This is a genomic window from Pseudomonas sp. ZY71 (genome assembly GCF_036542145.1).
GTDB lineage: Bacteria > Pseudomonadota > Gammaproteobacteria > Pseudomonadales > Pseudomonadaceae > Aquipseudomonas > Aquipseudomonas koreensis_A.
In genome coordinates this window covers 1,207,444-1,225,801 of the sequence record NZ_CP144274.1, presented here as the reverse complement: position 1 = coordinate 1,225,801, position 18,358 = coordinate 1,207,444, and the positions used below count along the sequence as shown (strand labels likewise).

General features: G+C 59.0%; 18 protein-coding genes. 3 read left to right on the top strand and 15 right to left on the bottom strand.

The annotated features are described in order from the left end of the window. Positions 1-64 precede the first annotated feature (64 nt). Together recJ and VY732_RS05270 are read right to left on the bottom strand one after the other, a co-directional pair. Positions 65-1,774 (bottom strand): single-stranded-DNA-specific exonuclease RecJ, encoded by a 1,710-nt coding sequence (gene recJ / locus VY732_RS05275; RefSeq protein ID WP_331694848.1) that lies wholly within the window; start codon positions 1,772-1,774, stop codon positions 65-67. A gap of 55 nt (positions 1,775-1,829) precedes the next feature. Then, positions 1,830-2,372: a YaeQ family protein gene (locus VY732_RS05270; RefSeq protein WP_007908961.1), complete on the bottom strand. Its 543-nt coding sequence runs from the start codon at positions 2,370-2,372 to the stop codon at positions 1,830-1,832. Between the two features lie 146 nt (positions 2,373-2,518). Between VY732_RS05270 and VY732_RS05265 the strand changes: the two genes are divergently transcribed. Both VY732_RS05265 and VY732_RS05260 read left to right on the top strand, forming a co-directional pair. After that, the gene (locus VY732_RS05265) at positions 2,519-3,718 is read left to right on the top strand and encodes a CaiB/BaiF CoA transferase family protein (RefSeq protein ID WP_212622901.1); all 1,200 of its coding nucleotides are present in this window, start codon (positions 2,519-2,521) and stop codon (positions 3,716-3,718) included. Beyond that, positions 3,645-4,625 (top strand): TIGR02285 family protein, encoded by a 981-nt coding sequence (locus VY732_RS05260; protein ID WP_176091684.1) that lies wholly within the window; start codon positions 3,645-3,647, stop codon positions 4,623-4,625. Before VY732_RS05265 ends, VY732_RS05260 begins: the two co-directional genes overlap by 74 nt. A gap of 176 nt (positions 4,626-4,801) precedes the next feature. Here VY732_RS05260 and VY732_RS05255 read toward each other — a convergent pair whose 3' ends face one another. The 7 genes from VY732_RS05255 to xerD all read right to left on the bottom strand — a co-directional run bounded on the left by VY732_RS05255 (position 4,802) and on the right by xerD (position 12,107). Further along, positions 4,802-5,083, bottom strand: a complete 282-nt coding sequence (locus VY732_RS05255) for a DUF3509 domain-containing protein (protein ID WP_331694847.1) — start codon at positions 5,081-5,083, stop codon at positions 4,802-4,804. Between the two features lie 166 nt (positions 5,084-5,249). Beyond that, positions 5,250-5,657: a response regulator gene (locus tag VY732_RS05250; protein WP_077571265.1), complete on the bottom strand. Its 408-nt coding sequence runs from the start codon at positions 5,655-5,657 to the stop codon at positions 5,250-5,252. Positions 5,658-5,773: 116 nt separating this feature from the next. After that, on the bottom strand, positions 5,774-7,147 hold the full coding sequence (locus tag VY732_RS05245; RefSeq protein ID WP_077571264.1) for a transporter substrate-binding domain-containing protein: 1,374 nt from the start codon (positions 7,145-7,147) through the stop codon (positions 5,774-5,776). A gap of 120 nt (positions 7,148-7,267) precedes the next feature. Further along, the gene (thrC, locus tag VY732_RS05240) at positions 7,268-8,677 is read right to left on the bottom strand and encodes a threonine synthase (protein WP_331694846.1); all 1,410 of its coding nucleotides are present in this window, start codon (positions 8,675-8,677) and stop codon (positions 7,268-7,270) included. Positions 8,678-8,786: 109 nt separating this feature from the next. Next, positions 8,787-10,091 (bottom strand): homoserine dehydrogenase, encoded by a 1,305-nt coding sequence (locus VY732_RS05235; RefSeq protein WP_331694845.1) that lies wholly within the window; start codon positions 10,089-10,091, stop codon positions 8,787-8,789. Positions 10,092-10,223: 132 nt separating this feature from the next. Continuing rightward, positions 10,224-10,955, bottom strand: coding sequence for a bifunctional protein-disulfide isomerase/oxidoreductase DsbC (dsbC, locus tag VY732_RS05230; RefSeq protein WP_007908974.1), 732 nt, complete (start codon positions 10,953-10,955; stop codon positions 10,224-10,226). Between the two features lie 255 nt (positions 10,956-11,210). Next, a complete protein-coding gene (xerD, locus tag VY732_RS05225; RefSeq protein WP_123594924.1) occupies positions 11,211-12,107 on the bottom strand; it encodes a site-specific tyrosine recombinase XerD in 897 nt (298 codons plus the stop codon). Between the two features lie 108 nt (positions 12,108-12,215). On the opposite strand from xerD, the gene VY732_RS05220 reads away from it, so the two are divergent. Then, positions 12,216-14,024: a cation:proton antiporter gene (locus VY732_RS05220; RefSeq protein ID WP_331694844.1), complete on the top strand. Its 1,809-nt coding sequence runs from the start codon at positions 12,216-12,218 to the stop codon at positions 14,022-14,024. Positions 14,025-14,142: 118 nt separating this feature from the next. On the opposite strand, the gene VY732_RS05215 is transcribed toward VY732_RS05220, so the two are convergent. The 6 genes from VY732_RS05215 to ffh all read right to left on the bottom strand — a co-directional run bounded on the left by VY732_RS05215 (position 14,143) and on the right by ffh (position 18,335). Next, positions 14,143-14,556 carry an acyl-CoA thioesterase gene (locus tag VY732_RS05215; RefSeq protein ID WP_331694843.1) on the bottom strand — a complete coding sequence of 138 codons (414 nt, stop codon included), beginning with the start codon at positions 14,554-14,556 and terminating at the stop codon, positions 14,143-14,145. Between the two features lie 146 nt (positions 14,557-14,702). Beyond that, positions 14,703-15,053 carry a 50S ribosomal protein L19 gene (gene rplS / locus VY732_RS05210; RefSeq protein ID WP_003175895.1) on the bottom strand — a complete coding sequence of 117 codons (351 nt, stop codon included), beginning with the start codon at positions 15,051-15,053 and terminating at the stop codon, positions 14,703-14,705. A 45-nt stretch (positions 15,054-15,098) separates the two neighbouring features. Continuing rightward, entirely contained in the window at positions 15,099-15,809 is a 711-nt protein-coding gene (trmD, locus tag VY732_RS05205; RefSeq protein WP_240049829.1) for a tRNA (guanosine(37)-N1)-methyltransferase TrmD, read from the bottom strand. Positions 15,810-15,853: 44 nt separating this feature from the next. Continuing rightward, positions 15,854-16,390 (bottom strand): ribosome maturation factor RimM, encoded by a 537-nt coding sequence (gene rimM, locus VY732_RS05200; protein WP_331694842.1) that lies wholly within the window; start codon positions 16,388-16,390, stop codon positions 15,854-15,856. 5 nt (positions 16,391-16,395) lie between these two features. Beyond that, complete coding sequence (gene rpsP, locus VY732_RS05195) at positions 16,396-16,647, bottom strand: 30S ribosomal protein S16 (protein WP_003185073.1); 252 nt, start codon at positions 16,645-16,647, stop codon at positions 16,396-16,398. Between the two features lie 311 nt (positions 16,648-16,958). Further along, entirely contained in the window at positions 16,959-18,335 is a 1,377-nt protein-coding gene (gene ffh / locus VY732_RS05190; protein ID WP_008081630.1) for a signal recognition particle protein, read from the bottom strand. Positions 18,336-18,358: the final 23 nt, after the last annotated feature.

Sequence of the window (18,358 nt, the reverse complement as noted above, 5' to 3'; positions counted from 1 at the left end):
CGAGCAGGCTCGCTCCCACAAGGACAACACCGTACCTGTGGGAGCGAGCCTGCTCGCGAAGGGCTTAACGCGGTTCGATATGGGCAATCATCAGTTGTACCGTCTCATTACCCCGAAACTCGTTAACGTCGAGCTTATAAGCCAGCTCAACCCACTGAATCGTCGGATTCGGCCAGATATCGCGATCAACGCCGAAGGCAATACCATCCAGTTTCACCGAGCCACATTCGCTCTTCAGCACCACTTTCAGATGCCGCTCGCCGACCACCCGCTGTTCGACCAACTGGAACACGCCATGAAACAGCGGCTCCGGGAAGTGCTGCCCCCAAGGCCCGGCGTGGCGCAGGGCGCGGGCCAGTTCGAGGTGGAACTCTTCGACCGCCAGGGTGCCATCGGTCAGCATGCGTCCGGTCAGGTCGTCTTCGCGAAGTTGCCTACGCACTTCAGCGTCAAAGGCCTCGGCGAAAAGCGGAAAGTTCTCCTGCGGCAAGGTCAGACCGGCCGCCATTGCGTGGCCACCGTACTTGGCGATCAGGTTTGGATGCTGCGCTGCGACCACGCTCAAGGCATCACGAATGTGGAAACCTTGAACCGAGCGGCCCGAGCCCTTGAGCAAACCATCGCCCGCATCGGCAAAGGCAATGGTCGGACGGAAATAACGTTCTTTCATGCGTGAAGCGAGGATACCGATCACACCCTGGTGCCACTCCGGATCGAACAGGCATAGACCAAAAGGCATCGACTCGACCGGCAAGTCCTTGAGCTGCGCCAGCGCTTCACGCTGCATGCCCTGCTCGATGGATTTACGATCCTGGTTCATGCCGTCGAGTTGCGCGGCCATTTCCCGTGCCAGATTGGCGTCGGCAGTGAGCAGACATTCGATGCCCAGGCTCATGTCATCCAGACGCCCGGCGGCATTCAGACGCGGGCCGACGATGAAACCGAGATCGGTGGATGTAATGCGTGCAGCATCACGCTTGGCCACTTCAAGGATCGCTTTGATCCCCGGCCGCGCACGCCCAGCACGAATTCGTTCGAGGCCCTGATGCACCAGAATCCGGTTGTTGGCGTCCAGCGGTACCACGTCGGCAACGCTGCCCAGCGCCACCAGATCGAGCAGTTCGCCGATGTTCGGCTGCGGCTTGTTTTCATACCAGCCGAGGCTGCGCAAACGCGCGCGCAACGCCATCAACACATAGAAAATCACCCCGACGCCGGCCAGTGCCTTGCTCGGGAACTCGCAACCGGGCTGGTTCGGATTGACCAGCGCATCGGCCAGAGGCAATTCATCGCCCGGCAAGTGGTGATCGGTGATCAACACTTTGAGGCCATGGCGTTTGGCGGCGGCCACGCCTTCGACGCTGGAGATGCCGTTATCCACGGTGACCAGCAAATGCGGCTCGCGGGACATCGCAACTTCGACGATTTCCGGAGTCAGGCCATAGCCATATTCAAAGCGGTTCGGTACCAGATAATCGACATGTGCTGCACCGAGCAGACGCAAGCCAAGCATGCCAACAGTGCTGGCCGTCGCACCGTCCGCATCGAAGTCACCAACGATGAGGATGCGCTGGCGCTGTTCCAGCGCCGTCACCAGCAGGTCCACCGCTGCGTCGATGCCCTTGAGTTGCTGAAACGGGATCAACCGCGCCAGGCTCTTGTCCAGCTCTGCCTCGGATTGCACGCCCCGCGCCGCATACAGGCGGGTCAGCAGCGGCGGAATATCACCGAGAAAAGGCAGAGTTTCGGGCAGTTGACGAGGTTCGATACGCATGGGGTGACGGAGACTTCTCTTTAATACGTGGGATTAATCAGTTGAGGGGGCAGGATCAGCCGCGCTCACCTTGCAGCCATTGCAACTGGACTTCGTGCTGACCACGGTCGTCGGTGACGAAGATCGTCCCTTCGCTGATCATCACGTCCCACTTGATAACGCGGGGCATGTCCTTGGCCAGGGTTTCCAGCACTTCTTGCGGGACTGCTGCGATGTTGACGTTCTTCAGATTCTTGATCGCCGGGATCACTTTGGTTTCCCAGACGCGCAGGCTGCCGTAGGCGAGCAGGCTGGTGCGTTCGGTACGACGCGAGCACCAGGTCAGTCGGTCGGCGTCTGGCTGGCCGACTTCAATCCAGTGCAGAACACGGTCGTCCAGGCTCTTTTCCCACAGTGCAGGTTCATCCACGTCTGACAGACCGCGACCAAACGACAACTGCTCGTTGTACCAGAGGGCGTAGGCCAGCAGTCGCACGGTCATGCGCTCTTCGGTTTCCGAAGGGTGACGGGCGATGGTCTGCTTGACGCTCTCGTAGACACTGCGGTCGAGGTCGGTGAGGTTCAGTTCAAATTTGTAGGTAGTGGACGGCTGGGCCATGAACGGGCTTCTTGATACGAGGAAAGTCGGCAAGTCTAACCGATGCGGCAGGCAATCATCGAATTGATGGCGATCAACCTGCGGCGTCTGACAGCCGGCTATGTTAAAACGCTGTATCTGCTTAGCCTTGTCCTACAGGATTCAGTATGCCGTTCGCCAACAAACCGCTCAGCGGTGTGAAAGTCATTGAATTGGGTACGTTGATTGCCGGGCCGTTTGCCTCGCGTATTTGCGGCGAGTTCGGCGCCGAAGTGATCAAGATCGAGTCGCCAGACGGCGGTGATCCTCTGCGTAAATGGCGAAAACTGTACGAAGGCACTTCGCTGTGGTGGTTCGTCCAGGCGCGCAACAAAAAATCTCTGACGCTGAATCTCAAGCATCCTGATGGTTTGGCGATCCTGAAAAAATTGCTCAGCGAAGCCGACATCCTCATCGAGAACTTCCGCCCCGGCGTACTGGAAAAGCTTGGCCTGAGCTGGGAAACCCTGCACGCGCTGAACCCGAAACTGGTGATGGTGCGCCTGTCCGGTTTCGGTCAGACCGGACCAATGAAAGATCAGCCTGGCTTCGGCGCGGTTGGCGAGTCCATGGGCGGTCTGCGCTACATCACCGGTTTCGAAGACCGGCCGCCGGTGCGCACCGGCATTTCCATCGGCGATTCGATTGCCGCGCTGTGGGGTGTGATCGGCGCGCTGATGGCGCTGCGTCATCGCGAAGTCAACGGCGGCCTTGGCCAAGTCGTTGACGTGGCGCTGTATGAAGCGATTTTCGCAATGATGGAAAGCATGGTGCCGGAATTCGACGTGTTCGGTTTTATCCGCGAGCGCAGCGGCAACATCATGCCCGGCATCACGCCCTCTTCGATTCACACCAGCGCTGACGGCAAGCATGTGCAGATCGGCGCCAACGGTGACGCGATCTTCAAACGTTTCATGCTGATCATCGGCCGCGACGATCTGGCCAACGATCCGACATTGGCCAGCAACGACGGACGCGATAATCGCCGCGACGAGCTGTATGGCGTGATTGATCGCTGGGTCAATTCGCTGCCGCTGCAAAGCGTGCTCGACCTGCTCAATCAGGCCGAGGTACCGGCCAGCCGGATCTTCAGTGCCGAGGACATGTTCAACGATCCGCAGTATCTGGCCCGGGAGATGTTCCTGCACGCCAAACTGCCCGACGGCAAAGATTTCAAGATGCCGGGCATTGTGCCGAAACTCTCTGAGACACCGGGCAGTTCAGAATGGGTCGGACCGCAACTGGGTGAACACAATGCGCAGGTACTTCACGACCTTGGCTACGACGAGAGACAGATCGCCAAGCTGCGTGAAGACGGAGCCATTTAAGCTGAAACACCGGCAGACATCGCACGCCAACCGCGCCCACCATTGGTGGACGTGGCGGCTGTTCGGCCTGTTGTTTTTGCTCGCCATGTCGACCGAGGCGCAGGCGAAACCGACGCTGATCTGGTTGCTGCGCGACTTGCCGCCACTGACCATTTTCGAAGGCCCGAAAAAGGGCCAGGGCGTGATCGACCAACTGATGCCGTTGCTGATCGCCGGCATGCCGCAATACGAACACACGCTGATGCGGGTCAATCGCGCCCGTGGTCTGCAGATGCTTCATGAAAACCCGTTTGCCTGTGACCCTGCGCTGCTGTGGAACAAGGAGCGCGCGCAGTGGGTGGCGTATTCGATCCCGGCGATTCGCGCCGTGAGCAATGGCCTGGTGGTGCGCCAGCAAGATCGCTCGGTGCTCGAACCGTATCTGGTCGACGGTGAAGTGGACCTGGCGGCGCTGCTGGCCGCTACGGAGCGCAAAGTCGGTGTGGTGGCGGAACGCAGCTACGGCGAGTTCATCGACACCCTTCTGCATCAAGCGCCCAGCGGTGCGTTGACTGCGCATTACGGCAACGATGCGCTGACCAATCTGCTGTCGATGCAGCGCCTCGGTCGGTTGCAGGTGGTGTTGGGCTATTGGCCGGAGATTCGCTATCAGGCGAAACAGGCACAGATCAATGAAGATGAACTGGAGTTCTATCCGATTCAGGGCAATGGGAAGTATCTGTCAGGCTACGTCGCCTGTTCCGACACCACGCAAGGCCGCCAGGCCATCAGCGAGATCAATCATCTGCTGCGCACCCTGCCGCATGAACACCTGAATCAGCTCTACGCCGCTTGGCTGGATCCCGACAGACGTGAGGATTATCTGGAACAGGCCCGCACATTCTTCGAACGCCAGGCTGCGCAGTAGGCAAATCGCAGACAAAAGAAACCCCGAGAAGTGGGGAGACGACTCGGGGTTAAACGTGGCCTACATAAAGACCCGTAGCAGCAAGCGACAAGCACCGGAGCACAATGCTTGATCCTGCTGTTACGTGGTCTGACTGACAGGGATGCAGGAAGGTTCCCACAAAAAATATTTCATCTTTACAGCGTCGCACGTTTGTCCAGTGCGGCATTGCGCAAGGCCGCGATCACACAAGGCTCCAGCCGTCCTTCAGCAATCAGAACGTCGCGGTGCAAGCCGTCAACGACATCGGTCAACTGGCGCTTGTCGGTCAACTGTGCCTGATTGAATTCGCGTTCAACCACGATGGCGCCGTGACTGTTCTTCAAGGTCACCAGGCATTCGCCATGGGTACCGCTTGGAGACAACGAAACCTGATACGGGCTCAGAGCCTCACCGAGCAATAGACTGATACTTTCCATCTCGATCTCCACTCAATAGTCCGAAAACTGTGTGCCTGGGGCGTGTTCACAATAAATGACCACCGGCCCGAGAAGAAAGTTCTGCATACCGATTGCCCCATTCCTGGAGTGTCACCGGTCTGTCAGAGCATGCACGGCGAAGATGACAGAAAAATAACCGTCCCCGTCAAACCCGCACGGGTGGCGAAGCGGCGATCAGGTAGCTATCGAGCAAACCGCGCATCAGTACCGCCGACACCGGGGTTTGCAGGCGTCCCAACAGCCGCACTTTGTGTTCGTTCAGCAAGGGGTCGAGATCGTTCAGCAGGCTTGGCGCGACCGTTCCCAGCAGGATCAGCGCGCGTGCCTCCTGCTGAACCGCCAGATGCTGGATCAGCGCCAGGCCATCGCCGCCCTTGAGCTGCGGATCGCAAATAGCGATATCGACCACGCCGCGATGGCCCAATGAAGACAGGGCCGACGCCAGCGACGGCGCCGTCAGTACGTCATAGATACCAATGGCATTGAGCATTTGATGCAATGCCATCAGCTGGAACGGATTGGGTTCAAGTATCAGGACTTTAAGCGAGCGCATAAGCGGCCTCTGAAGCGACAATCGCGGACTCTCACCGCAGTGGTTGTCACTCTAGGGCAGCCGTCCTAAGCCTCCCATCGGAAAAGTAGCCGCGTCGTATAGGACATTTCCCATCTTCAATACAGACATCGGCACCCGCTCTCTGTGCGGCGCTGGGTGATGTCCGTCCAGCCACCCAAAAGCCCACGCAATTTACCGTCGGCACTGTAGAACGGCACCGTCCACTGATAGACCTCACGGGTACCGCTCTTGAACTGCAATCGCCGTTTGCTGAAGCGCGACTTGCGCGTGCGCAACTGCACCATGAACTCATCGTGCAACATCAGCGCCGTGGCTTCAGGCAACGCGTTGACTTCAATCAGCAGCCGCCCCAGCACTTGATCCAGTCGAACCGAGAGCGCTTCCTCATAGCTACGATTGCACATGATCAGCCGCCCTTGCAGATCACGGACGAACACAGGGTCCGGCATGGAGTCGATCAATGCATGCTGAAATGCCAGTTGATCGCCCAGATCCTTTTCCGCCGCGCGCCGCAGCTTGATCACGGCGGTCAGACGCCGATTCCATATCAGCGACAGCAGGCCGAACACGCCAAGCCCGCCCATTGCCCAGCAACCCCATTCAAGCATCTGCTGCCAGACTGACGGCACGGGCGCCGGTGCAATACCTTCCAGCCATTTCAGGCGGATCGCCCGCAATTCGGCTGCGGGAAACGCCTCAAGGGCCTTGTTGAGAATACTCAGCAGCACAGGCATGCCTTTGCGCACGGCCAGGTTATCCGCTTCCCATTTGCCCTCGACCAGACCGCCGACCTTGAGCAAACCCAGCGGGTAAAGCTGCGCGCCAATTTCGTTTTCGATGGTGGCGTAGGCTTCACCGCTTTCAACCAGCGCCCGCGCCTCGGCGTAGGTCTTGACCGAGCGAATCTCGATCGAGGGAAAGTCACGCCTGATCATGTCTTCCAGCGCATGCCGGGCCGGTAGCACCAGCACGCGTTTGCTCAACTGCTCGAAGGCATCCAGCCGAGGTGCGTCAGCGCGGCCGACAAACACCCAGCCCGCGCCACCGAACGCGTGGCTGTAATCGAGGAATGCCTTGCGCTCCTCGCTCATGGCCAGGGTCGTACTGATATCGGCCGCGCCGCTCTCCAGACGTTCAAGCATGTGATCAGTGGAAAAAGACTCCTGATGCACAAACTGCAGCCCGGTCATCGCCGTCACGCGCTTGAGCACGTCGTTGTTCAAGCCGCTCCACTGACCGTGCTCATCCTGAAACAGATACAACGGATACTGCACCGACGTCACCGTCACTTTGGGGTTGTCGCGAATCCATTGACGCTCGTGTGCAGCCAGTTCGATGGGCTGGACTCCGGACGCCCCGGCATCATCGTGCAGCGCCAGTTGCGCCGCCACGCTGCAGCGCATCAACGCCAATAATCCGAACATGAACAACACACCCAGTGCCGGTTTCAAACCTCTATAAAACAGCATTGCCACTTCCTTCGTGATCGACTCACCCGTCCTTCGTGGGTGAAAACCCGAGCAGTGTGGCAGCAGAAACAAAAAAGCCCGTCAGGAGACGGGCTTCAAAATGTGACAGCTTTTACTGGCTTAAAGCGGCTTGCCGCGGTTGCCATGCTGGCTGACAAAGGCTTGCACGGCTTTCAGCTCATTTGGCAGAACGGTGCAACGCTCGTTTCGCTCAAACAAATCAGAAAGATGTGTAGGTAGCTCGAGCGCTTTTCCTACACCGGCTTTCTCCACTGCATCCGGGAATTTCACCGGATGCGCGGTGCCGAGGATCACCATCGGGATGTCCAGGCTGCGTCGGCATTCGCGTGCAGCCTTGACGCCGATGGCGGTGTGCGGATCCAGCACTTCACCGGTCTGCTCGTAGACTTCGGCGATGGTTTCGCAAGTCTGCGCGTCGTCCACGGCCAGCGAATCGAACAGTTTGCGCGCTTCGGTCCAGCGCTCTTGCTCGACGCAGAAACCACCACCTTGCTTGAACGTGTCCATCAGGCCGGCGATCGCTGCGCCGTTGCGACCGTGCAGGTCGAACAGCAGGCGTTCGAAGTTCGACGAGACCATGATGTCCATCGACGGCGACAGCGTGGCGTGCAGAGTGTCCTTGACGTACTGGTTGCCGCTCATGAAGCGGTGCAGGATGTCGTTGCGGTTGGTGGCGACGATCAACTGGTTGATCGGCAGGCCCATGTTGCGCGCCAGGTAACCGGCGAAGATATCGCCGAAGTTGCCGGTCGGCACCGAGAACGACACCGAACGCGCCGGGCCGCCCAACTGCAGGGCCGCGTGGAAGTAGTAGACGATCTGGGCCATGATCCGCGCCCAGTTGATCGAGTTCACCGCCACCAGGCGCGTGCCTTTGAGGAAGCTCTGATCGGCGAAGCTCGCCTTGACCATTTCCTGGCAGTCATCGAAGTTGCCTTCGATGGCGATGTTGTGGATGTTCTCGCCGAAAATCGTGGTCATCTGCCGGCGCTGCACTTCGGACACACGGTTGTGCGGGTGCAAGATGAAGATGTCGACGTTTTCGCAGTGCTTGCAGCCTTCGATGGCGGCCGAACCGGTGTCACCGGAGGTGGCGCCGACGATTACGACGCGCTCGCCGCGCTTTTCCAGCACGTAGTCGAGCAGACGACCGAGCAGTTGCAGGGCGAAGTCCTTGAACGCCAGGGTCGGGCCGTGGAACAGCTCCAGCACCCATTCGTTGCCGTTCAGCTGACGCAGCGGCGCCACGGCGCTATGGGCGAACACGCCGTAGGTTTCTTCAAGGATCTTTTTGAAATCGGCGTCCGGAATGCTGCCGGTGACGAACGGGCGCATGACGCGGAAAGCCAGCTCGTGATACGGCAGACCGGCCCAGGAAGCGATTTCTTCCTGGGTGAAACGTGGCAGATTTTCCGGAACGTACAGACCGCCGTCGGTCGCCAGACCAGCCAGCAGGACGTCTTCGAAATTCAGGGCCGGTGCCTGGCCGCGGGTACTGATATAACGCATGATTTCAAACCTTCGGTTTGAGCTTCAAGCTACGAGCTACAAGCTGCAAGTAAAAGCCAGACCGCTTTTCTCTTGCAGCTTGCAGCTCGAAGCTTGCAGCTGCTTCTGTTTAGTTCAGGTGCTCGACGCGGATCCGGACAACCGGACCATTGACGCCGGCCAGCGCTTCGAGGGCGGCGATGGCATCGTTGATGCGCTGCTCGACCACACGGTGGGTCAGCAGGATCATTGGCACCAGACCGTCGTGTTCCTCGACTTCCTTCTGCATGATCGACTCGATGTTGATGCCGCGCTCCGAGAGGATGCTCGCCACCTGAGCGAGTACGCCCGGATGGTCCTTGGCCTGAATGCGCAGGTAGTAAGCGCTTTCGCAGGCTTCGATCGGCAGGATCGGATGGGCCGACAGCGAATCCGGCTGGAAGGCCAGGTGCGGCACGCGGTTTTCCGGATCGGAAGTCATGGCGCGAACCACGTCGACCAGATCGGCGATCACCGACGAAGCGGTTGGCTCCATGCCGGCGCCAGCGCCGTAGAACAGTGTCGAACCGGCGGCGTCACCGTTGACCATCACCGCGTTCATCACGCCGTTGACGTTGGCGATCAGGCGATCGGCCGGGATCAGCGTCGGGTGTACGCGCAACTCGATGCCGGCGGCAGTGCTGCGCGCCACACCGAGGTGCTTGATGCGGTAGCCCAGCGCTTCGGCGTAGTTGACGTCGGCGGTGGTCAGTTTGGTGATGCCTTCGGTGTAGGCCTTGTCGAATTGCAGCGGAATGCCGAAGGCGATGGAAGCCAGAATCGTCAGTTTGTGCGCGGCGTCGATGCCTTCAACGTCGAAGGTCGGATCGGCTTCGGCATAACCTAGAGCCTGCGCTTCGGTCAGCACGTCTTCGAAGGTACGGCCCTTCTCGCGCATTTCGGTGAGGATGAAGTTACCGGTGCCGTTGATGATCCCGGCGACCCAGTTGATGCGGTTGGCGGACAGGCCTTCACGGATCGCCTTGATCACCGGAATGCCACCGGCCACGGCCGCTTCGAACGCCACGATCACGCCTTTCTCGCGAGCCTTGGCGAAAATTTCATTACCGTGAACGGCAATCAGAGCCTTGTTCGCGGTGACCACATGCTTGCCATTCTCGATGGCCTTGAGTACCAGCTCGCGGGCAACGGTGTAGCCGCCCATCAGCTCTATGACGATGTCGATCTCAGGGTTCGTGGCCACTTCGAAGACATCGTTGGTAATCGCAATACCGGTCGTCTGGAACTGAGGCTTTGGCGTGCGCATGGCAATTTGTGCCACTTCGATTCCACGCCCGGCACGACGAGCAATTTCCTCGGCGTTGCGCTGAAGTACGTTGAAGGTACCGCCACCGACGGTCCCTAACCCACAGATGCCTACTTTGACCGGATTCACTGTGAACTCCCCATAAAACGGCCGACGCGGGGGTCGGCCGGAAAACAACCGCGTGCTCGCGGCTCTCTATTGATGGCCCGGCGATGTGGCTGCCGGACCATGATCGTCACGGTTGACCGTGACGATGCGAATTTACTTCGCGCCCAGCGCCAGTTTGGCGACTTGTGGCGCAGGCTGGTAGCCCGGAATCACTTGTCCGTCAGCCAAAACGATGGCCGGTGTACCGTTCACGCCGATCGACTGACCGAGGGCGAACTGTTTGGAAACCGGGTTATCGCACTTGGCGGCCTTGATTTCCTTGCCATCGACCATTTTGTCCATGGCAGCTTTCTTGTCTTTCGAGCACCACACGGCTTGCAGTTGTTCGTCACCCGGCGAGTTCAAACCCTGGCGCGGGAACGCAACATAACGCACTTCAATGCCGCGCTTGTTCAGTTCAGGCACTTCGGCGTGCAGTTTGTGGCAGTACGGGCAGGTGGTGTCGGTGAACACGGTGATGTGCGATTTGGTTTCGCCCACGGCCGGGTACACCACGGTTTCGGCAACCGGAATGGCATTGATCAGTTTGGAGATGCCCAGGCGTTCGGTCTTCTCGGTCAGGTTGACCGGTTTGCCATCCTTGAGCTGGAACAGGTAACCCTGAACGATGTACTGGCCATCGGCGCTGGCGTAGAGCACACGGCTGCCCTTGAGCTTGACTTCGTACATGCCCGGCAACGGGCTGGCACTGATGCTTTCTACCGGAACCTCGAGTTCGAGTTTTTCCAGGCTTTGACGAATGGCTTTGTCGGCCGCGTCATCGGCGACGGCAAAGGTGCTGACCAACGCAATGGCTGCGGCGGCGAAAATCTGGGTCAGACGCATGAGAACTCCTGAAGGCGGACAAATGGAACGATCAGAACGCCCGTGCCGGAACACCGGGTCATAACCGTCCATCGTGCAAACCGGCAAAGCCTAACACATAAGGCCACGGTGGCCGAATGCGCCTGTCGCCATAGATTTTGAGAGCACAGAAGAACCTGTAGGAGTGAGCCTGCTCGCGATAGCGGTCCTTCATTCAGCAGTGTGTTTTCAGGAATAACGCTATCGCGAGCAGGCTCACTCCTACAGGGATTTCGTTCAACCTCTTGGATGGTGTTTGGCGTGCAGATCCTGCAGGCGCGCGCGGGCGACGTGGGTGTAGATCTGCGTGGTGGAGAGGTCGCTGTGGCCGAGCAGCATCTGCACCACGCGCAAATCCGCGCCATGGTTGAGCAGGTGCGTGGCAAACGCGTGACGCAAGGTATGCGGCGACAGCGACTTGCCGATCCCGGCGACCTTGGCCTGATGCTTGATGCGGTGCCAGAAGGTCTGGCGAGTCATCTGCTCGCCGCGCTGACTGGGAAACAGCACATCACTGGGCCGCCCACCGAGCAGTTCGCCACGACCATCGCGCATGTAGCGCTCAATCCAGACAATCGCCTCCTCGCCCATCGGCACCAGCCGTTCCTTGCTGCCTTTGCCCATTACTCGTAATACGCCCTGGCGCAGATTGACCTGTTCCAGTGTCAGGCTGACCAGTTCGGTCACGCGCAGGCCACAGGCATACAACACTTCAAGCATGGCGCGGTCACGCTGGCCGATCGCTTCGCTCAAATCCGGTGCCTTGAGCAGCGCCTCGACGTCGGCTTCCGACAAGGACTTGGGCAGTGGCCTACCGAGTTGCGGCATGTCGACGCGCAATGTCGGGTCGACACTGATCAGCTTTTCCCGCAGCAGATAGCGATAAAAGCCACGCACACCGGAGAGAAATCTCGCTGTGGAGCGCGGTTTGTAGTTTTGCTCAAGACGCCAGGCCAGATGATCGAGGATCAGTTCGCGACCGGCGTTGATCAACTCAAGGTTTTTCTCCTGCAGCCAGCCATTGAACAGCGCCAGATCGCTGCGATAGGCGCCGCGGGTGTTGTCGGACAGGCCCTTCTCCAGCCATAAAGCGTCGAGGAATTGGTCAATCAATGGATGGTCGATGGCAGGCATGGGCGCTCAAGACACGCGACCTTGAGGCCGACGCGCAAATGTAGAGTGAACTGTAGGAATGGGCGCTAGTCTTTCATAGCCCGCTATTTCAAGGAACAGGGAGCTTCAATGAACGAGCAGCAAATTCTCTTGGCGTTTGGCGGGATTGGCGCGGCGGCACTGGGTTGCCAATGGCTGGCCTGGCGCCTGAAGCTGCCAGCGATCCTGTTTCTGTTGCTGACCGGCATTCTGGTCGGCCCGGTGCTGGGCTGGCTCGACCCACAGGAAATGTTCGGGCCGCTATTGATGCCGCTGGTATCGCTGGCCGTGGCGCTGATTCTGTTCGAGGGCAGCCTGACCCTGCACCTGTCGGAATGGAAGGAGATCGGCAGCGTCGTCCATCGTTTGGTGACCCTTGGCGCGATTTCGACCTGGATCGTCATCGCCGTCGCCACGCATTTCTTGCTCGGTTTCGACTGGATGCTGGCCATCCTGTTCGGCAGCCTGACGCTGGTCACCGGGCCGACGGTGATTGTGCCGATGCTGCGCGTGGTGCGGCCGAAAGCCTCGATTGCCAACATTCTGCGCTGGGAAGGCATCGTCATCGACCCGATCGGCGCCCTCCTCGCCGTGGTGGTTTACAGCTTCATCATTGCCAGCGCCGAAGGTCATGGACTTAAGCAGAGCCTGTTCACTTTTGGCGGCGTGATTGTCTGTGGCGCGGTGTTCGGGATTGTCGGCGGTTGGTTGCTCGGCACGGTGATCCGCCGGCAATGGCTGCCGGAGTATCTGCATAACCTCGCGTCGCTGGCGGCGGTGCTGGGGATTTTCATTGCTTCGAACACCGTGATGCACGAGTCGGGACTGTTGGCGGTGACATTGATGGGCATGTGGCTGGCCAACATGAAGGGCGTGGATGTGCGGCACATCCTGCACTTCAAGGAAAACCTCAGCGTGCTGCTGATTTCCGGGTTGTTCATTTTGCTGGCGGCGCGGCTGGATCTGTACGCATTGATCGGACTGGGGCCGCTGGTGTTGATTCTGCTGCTGGTGATTCAGTTGATCGCCCGGCCGCTGAACGTGTTGCTCGGTACAGCGGGTTCCAGCCTGAGCTGGCGTGAGCGTGCATTGCTGTGCTGGATCGCGCCACGCGGGATTGTCGCGGCGGCGGTCTCGGCGATTTTCGCGATTCGCCTGCATGAAGCCGGACATGAGGGCGCGCTGCTGCTGGTGCCGCTGACCTTCGCGGTGATTATCGGCACCGTCGTGCTGCAGAGCGCCACGGCACGACCGCTGGCTCGCCTGTTGAAGGTTGCAGAACCGGCGCCGAGCGGTTTTCTGATCGTCGGTGCCAACGGCCCCGCGCGGGAGCTGGGTAAGTCGCTGCAGCAACTGGGCAGCCGCGTGCTGCTGACCGATTCGAGTTGGGAAAACATTCGCGCTGCACGCATGGAAGGTTTGCCGACGTATTTCGGCAACCCGGCCTCGCAACATGCCGATGCGCATCTGGATCTGGTCGGGCTCGGGCATTTGCTGGCGCTGTCGCCTTCGGGTGAACTCAATACCTTGGCGGCAATGCGCTTTCGGCATGACTTCGGCCATCAGCGCTTGTTCGGGTTGGCCAGTGGTCATGAGAGCCGGCGTAGCGACAAGCATCGTGCGAGTCTGGAACATCGCGGCAATCAGTTGGGCAGCGAGGCGTTTACCTACGCGAAACTGGCCAGTCAGATGGGCCAGGGCGCCGAGTTGTACAGCACGACGCTGACGGATGGATTCGGCTGGGAGGATTACCGCGCACTGCATGGGAATCGCGCCACGTTGTTGTTCATGCGCGATGACAGTGGCTGGGTGCATGTAGTGACGCCGGAGACTACCGTGAAACCTGGATCGGGGTGGACGTTGCTGGCGTTGATTCAGCCGGAGGCCAGCGGCGCCTGAGCTGACGCCTTCGCGAGCAGGCTCGCTCCCACAAGTTCTGTGCCGGACACAAATGTTGTGTTTACCCCGATCACTGTGGGAGCGAGCCTGCTCGCGAATGGCGCGACTCGATATCAGATCAGGCAGCAAAACCTGGCAGCACCGGCACTGGCCGCTTGTCATCATCAATGGCGACAAAGCTGAACTGCCCATGAATCGCCTTCTCGCGGCCATCACAGCTCATGCTCTCAACAAACACTTCCACCTCGACCTTGAGGCTGGTGTTGCCAACCTTGATCACCCTTCCCACCAACTCGACGATGGAACCGGCCGGGATCGCGTGATTGAAGTCGATGCGGTCGGTGGACACGGTCACCAGCGGCAAGCGGCAGAAGCGCGTGGCGGTGATGAACGACACTTCGTCCATCCACGCCAGCGCGGTGCCGCCGAACAGGGTGTTGTGGTGGTTGGTGGTCGGCGGGAAGACGGCTTTGGTCACGCGGGTCACCGAGAGTTCGGTGCGGCGTTGGATTTCCTGGTCGCGGGGAGTCATGGCAATTGCTGCTCGTGTATACGGGTGCCGAGCAAAGCAAGATCAAAAGATCGCAGCCTTCGGCAGCTCCTACAGGGGAATGGGAGGAATTTCGGGCAACAAAAAAGCAGCCCGTAGGCTGCTTTTTTCTGCATCGGAAGCTGGACTTAAGCCAGTTTTTCCTTGATGCGAGCTGCTTTACCCGACAGGTCGCGCAGGTAGTACAGCTTGGCTTTACGTACGTCACCGCGACGTTTGACAGCCATGCTGTCGATCTGCGGGGAGTAGGTCTGGAAAGTACGTTCTACGCCAACACCGTTGGAGATTTTACGAACGGTGAACGCACTGTTCACGCCGCGGTTACGCTTGGCGATTACAACGCCTTCGAACGCTTGCAGACGGGAACGATCGCCTTCCTTCACTTTCACCTGAACGACAATAGTGTCGCCTGGGGCGAAGGTAGGGATTTCTTTGGTCATCTGCTCTGCTTCGAGTGCAAGGATGATTTTGTTGGTCATGCTGTGCTCCTAAGGTAAATCGTTCGATCTACCATCGATACGTTGTTAACTATCGTCCCGCTCGCGGATGTATTCCTCGAGCAGCTTCTTCTCTTCTCCAGAAAGCGAGCGGCTTTCCAGAAGATCGGCGCGTCGTTCAAAGGTCCTACCAAGGGACTGCTGTAAACGCCAACGCCGGATATGCGCGTGATTGCCACTCAGCAACACGTCGGGAACACGCTGATCCGCATACACCTCAGGTCGGGTGTAGTGCGGGCAATCCAGCAGACCATCCGTAAAGGAATCTTCCTCAGCGGAATCCGCATGCCCTAAAGCTCCAGGCAGCAGTCGTGTAACCGCATCGATCAGGACCATCGCCGGCAGCTCGCCGCCAGACAGTACATAGTCACCAATCGACCACTCTTCATCGACATGAGCCTCAATAAAGCGCTCGTCAATGCCTTCATAGCGGCCGGCAATCAGGATCAATGCATCCGATTGTGCCAACTCGCGTACCGCCGACTGAGTCAGTTGACGGCCTTGGGGGGACAGGTAAATCACCTTCGCCGCCTCCCCGGCTGCTGCCTTGGCCTGAACCAGAGCATCTTCCAGGGGCTTGATCTTCATCACCATGCCCGGACCACCGCCAAACGGGCGATCGTCCACAGTGTGATGCCGATCCGTCGTGTAGTTCCGCGGATTCCAACAGGTCAGCTGCAAGAGCCCCTGTTTGACCGCACGACTGGTGATGCCGTAGTCGCCGATGGCGGAAAACATCTCGGGAAACAAACTGATCACTTCTACGCGCAAATTAGCCACGTTTAGAAGTCCGCGTCCCAATCCACCTTCATCTCGCCCGCTGCCAGGTCGATGGCCAACACGCATTGCTCCGTATAGGGCAACAGACGTTCGCGATCATCCAGGCTGCCAGCGCAAGGCTTGACGACCATTACATCATTGGCGCCGGTTTCCAGAAGATGATCGATCTTCCCGAGCAATTGCCCCAGTTGATCAATAACCTTCAGACCTTCCAGCTGGTACCAGTAGTACTCACCGTCGGTCAATTCAGCGAACAGATTGCGCGGCACGCAGATCTCATAACCGGCCAGAAAACGAGCTTCTTCACGATCATCAAGACCCTTGAGCTTTGCGACCAGGAACTTGTCGCTCCCCCGTCCACTGACCAGCTCGACCTGTTTGACATTGCCTTCGCGCTTGAGCGTCCAGGTTTTGTACTGCAACAGGTTTTCAGTCGGATCAGTAAAGGAATAAACCTTCACTTCGCCGCGAACGCCATGAACAGAATAAATTTTGCCAATAACGATCAAATCATCGGCAACAGCAGGCGTCGCGTTCATATTGCTCAGGCCGCAGCCTTTGCAGATTCCTTCAGCAACTGAGCAACACGCTCAGAAGGCTGTGCACCAACGCTCAGCCAGTAGGCTACGCGCTCTTGGTTCACGGACAGACGGATTTCCTGACCACGGGCAACAGGGTTGAAGAAACCAACCTGTTCTTTGTGGGAGCCGTCACGCGGGTTACGCGAGTCGGTTACGGTCAGGTGGTAAAACGGGCGCTTTTTGGAGCCGCCAAGGGCAAGACGGATTGTTAGCATGTGAACATCGTTCCTGTAGTCGGTGCTGCAAATCTAAATGCACAGCGGGCATGGGTGCCCGAAAGGCCGCATATTCTAAGGAATATCCGGACTTTTGCAAATGACTTTTTCCGGCGCCTATGGCATGCCGTGCAGATCTGCATATAGAGCCGTCGATGAAAACGGCCAGTCAGCTCCCGCCGAGTGCGGGTTTGCTGTTGATCCTGCGTCCTTGCAGGGTCTGCGCCGGTGCGACGACCGGCGAAGTCTCAGTGTCCTGTCTCACCCATTTCACTCGTCAAAAGTGAGCAGAATGGGTGAGACGGGACAACTTACATTTTGGGCATGCCGCCGCCGGGCAACATTCCGCCCATGCCGCGCATCATTTTCGCCATTCCGCCCTTGGCGGTGAATTTCTTCATCATCTTCTGCATCTGCTTGTGCTGCTTGATCAAGCGGCCGATGTCCTGCACCTGAGTGCCGGAACCCATGGCGATCCGGCGTTTGCGCGAACCGCTGATCAGCTCAGGGTCGCGGCGCTCGGCCGGGGTCATGGAGTTGATGATGGCTTCCATCTGTTTGAACTGTTTCTCTGCGGCGTTCTGGGCATTACCCATTTGCGACAGGTTGACGCCACCGATGCTCGGCAGTTTGTCCATGAGCCCGCCGAGGCCGCCCATGTTCTTCATCTGTTGCAGCTGATCGCGGAAGTCTTCGAGGTCGAAGCCCTTGCCCTTCTTCAGCTTCTTGGCCAGTTTGTCGGCCTTGTCTTTGTCGAGGGTCGCTTCGGCCTGTTCGATCAGGCTGAGCACGTCGCCCATGCCGAGAATGCGCGAGGCGATACGCTCAGGGTGGAACGGATCGAGCGCTTCGCTCTTCTCGCCCATACCGATGAACTTGATCGGCTTGCCGGTGATGGCACGTACCGACAATGCAGCACCGCCACGGGCGTCGCCGTCGACCTTGGTCAGGATCACGCCGGTCAGCGGCAGCGCATCACCGAAGGCCTTGGCCGTGTTGGCGGCGTCCTGGCCGGTCATGGCGTCGACCACGAACAGGGTTTCGACCGGGTTGATCGCGGCGTGCAGCGCCTTGATCTCGCCCATCATCTCTTCGTCGATGTGCAGACGACCCGCGGTGTCGACGATGACCACGTCGATGAACTTCAGTTTTGCTTCTTTAATAGCTGCGGTGGCGATGTCGACCGGCTTCTGGCTCAGGTCGGACGGGAAGAACGTCACGCCGATGTCGTTGGCCAGGGTTTCCAGCTGTTTAATAGCAGCAGGACGGTAAACGTCCGCCGACACGACCATGACCGACTTCTTCTTGCGCTCTTTAAGGAAGCGCGCCAGTTTGCCAGCGGTGGTGGTTTTACCGGCGCCCTGCAGACCGGCCATCAGAATCACGGCAGGCGGTACGGCGCTCAGGTTCAAATCTTCGTTGGCCGCGCCCATCAGGCTTTCGAGCTCAGCCTGGACGATCTTCACGAATGCCTGGCCCGGCGTCAGGCTGCGCGACACCTCGGTGCCGACAGCGCGTTCCTTGACCGAATTGACGAAGTCCTTGACCACCGGCAGGGCGACGTCGGCTTCGAGCAACGCCATGCGCACTTCACGCAGGGTGTCTTTGATATTGTCCTCGGTCAGCTTCGCCTTGCCGGTGACATGGCGCAGCGTCTGCGAGAGACGGTCGGTTAAGTTTTCAAACATTGCGCGATCCTTTCAGGCCCTGT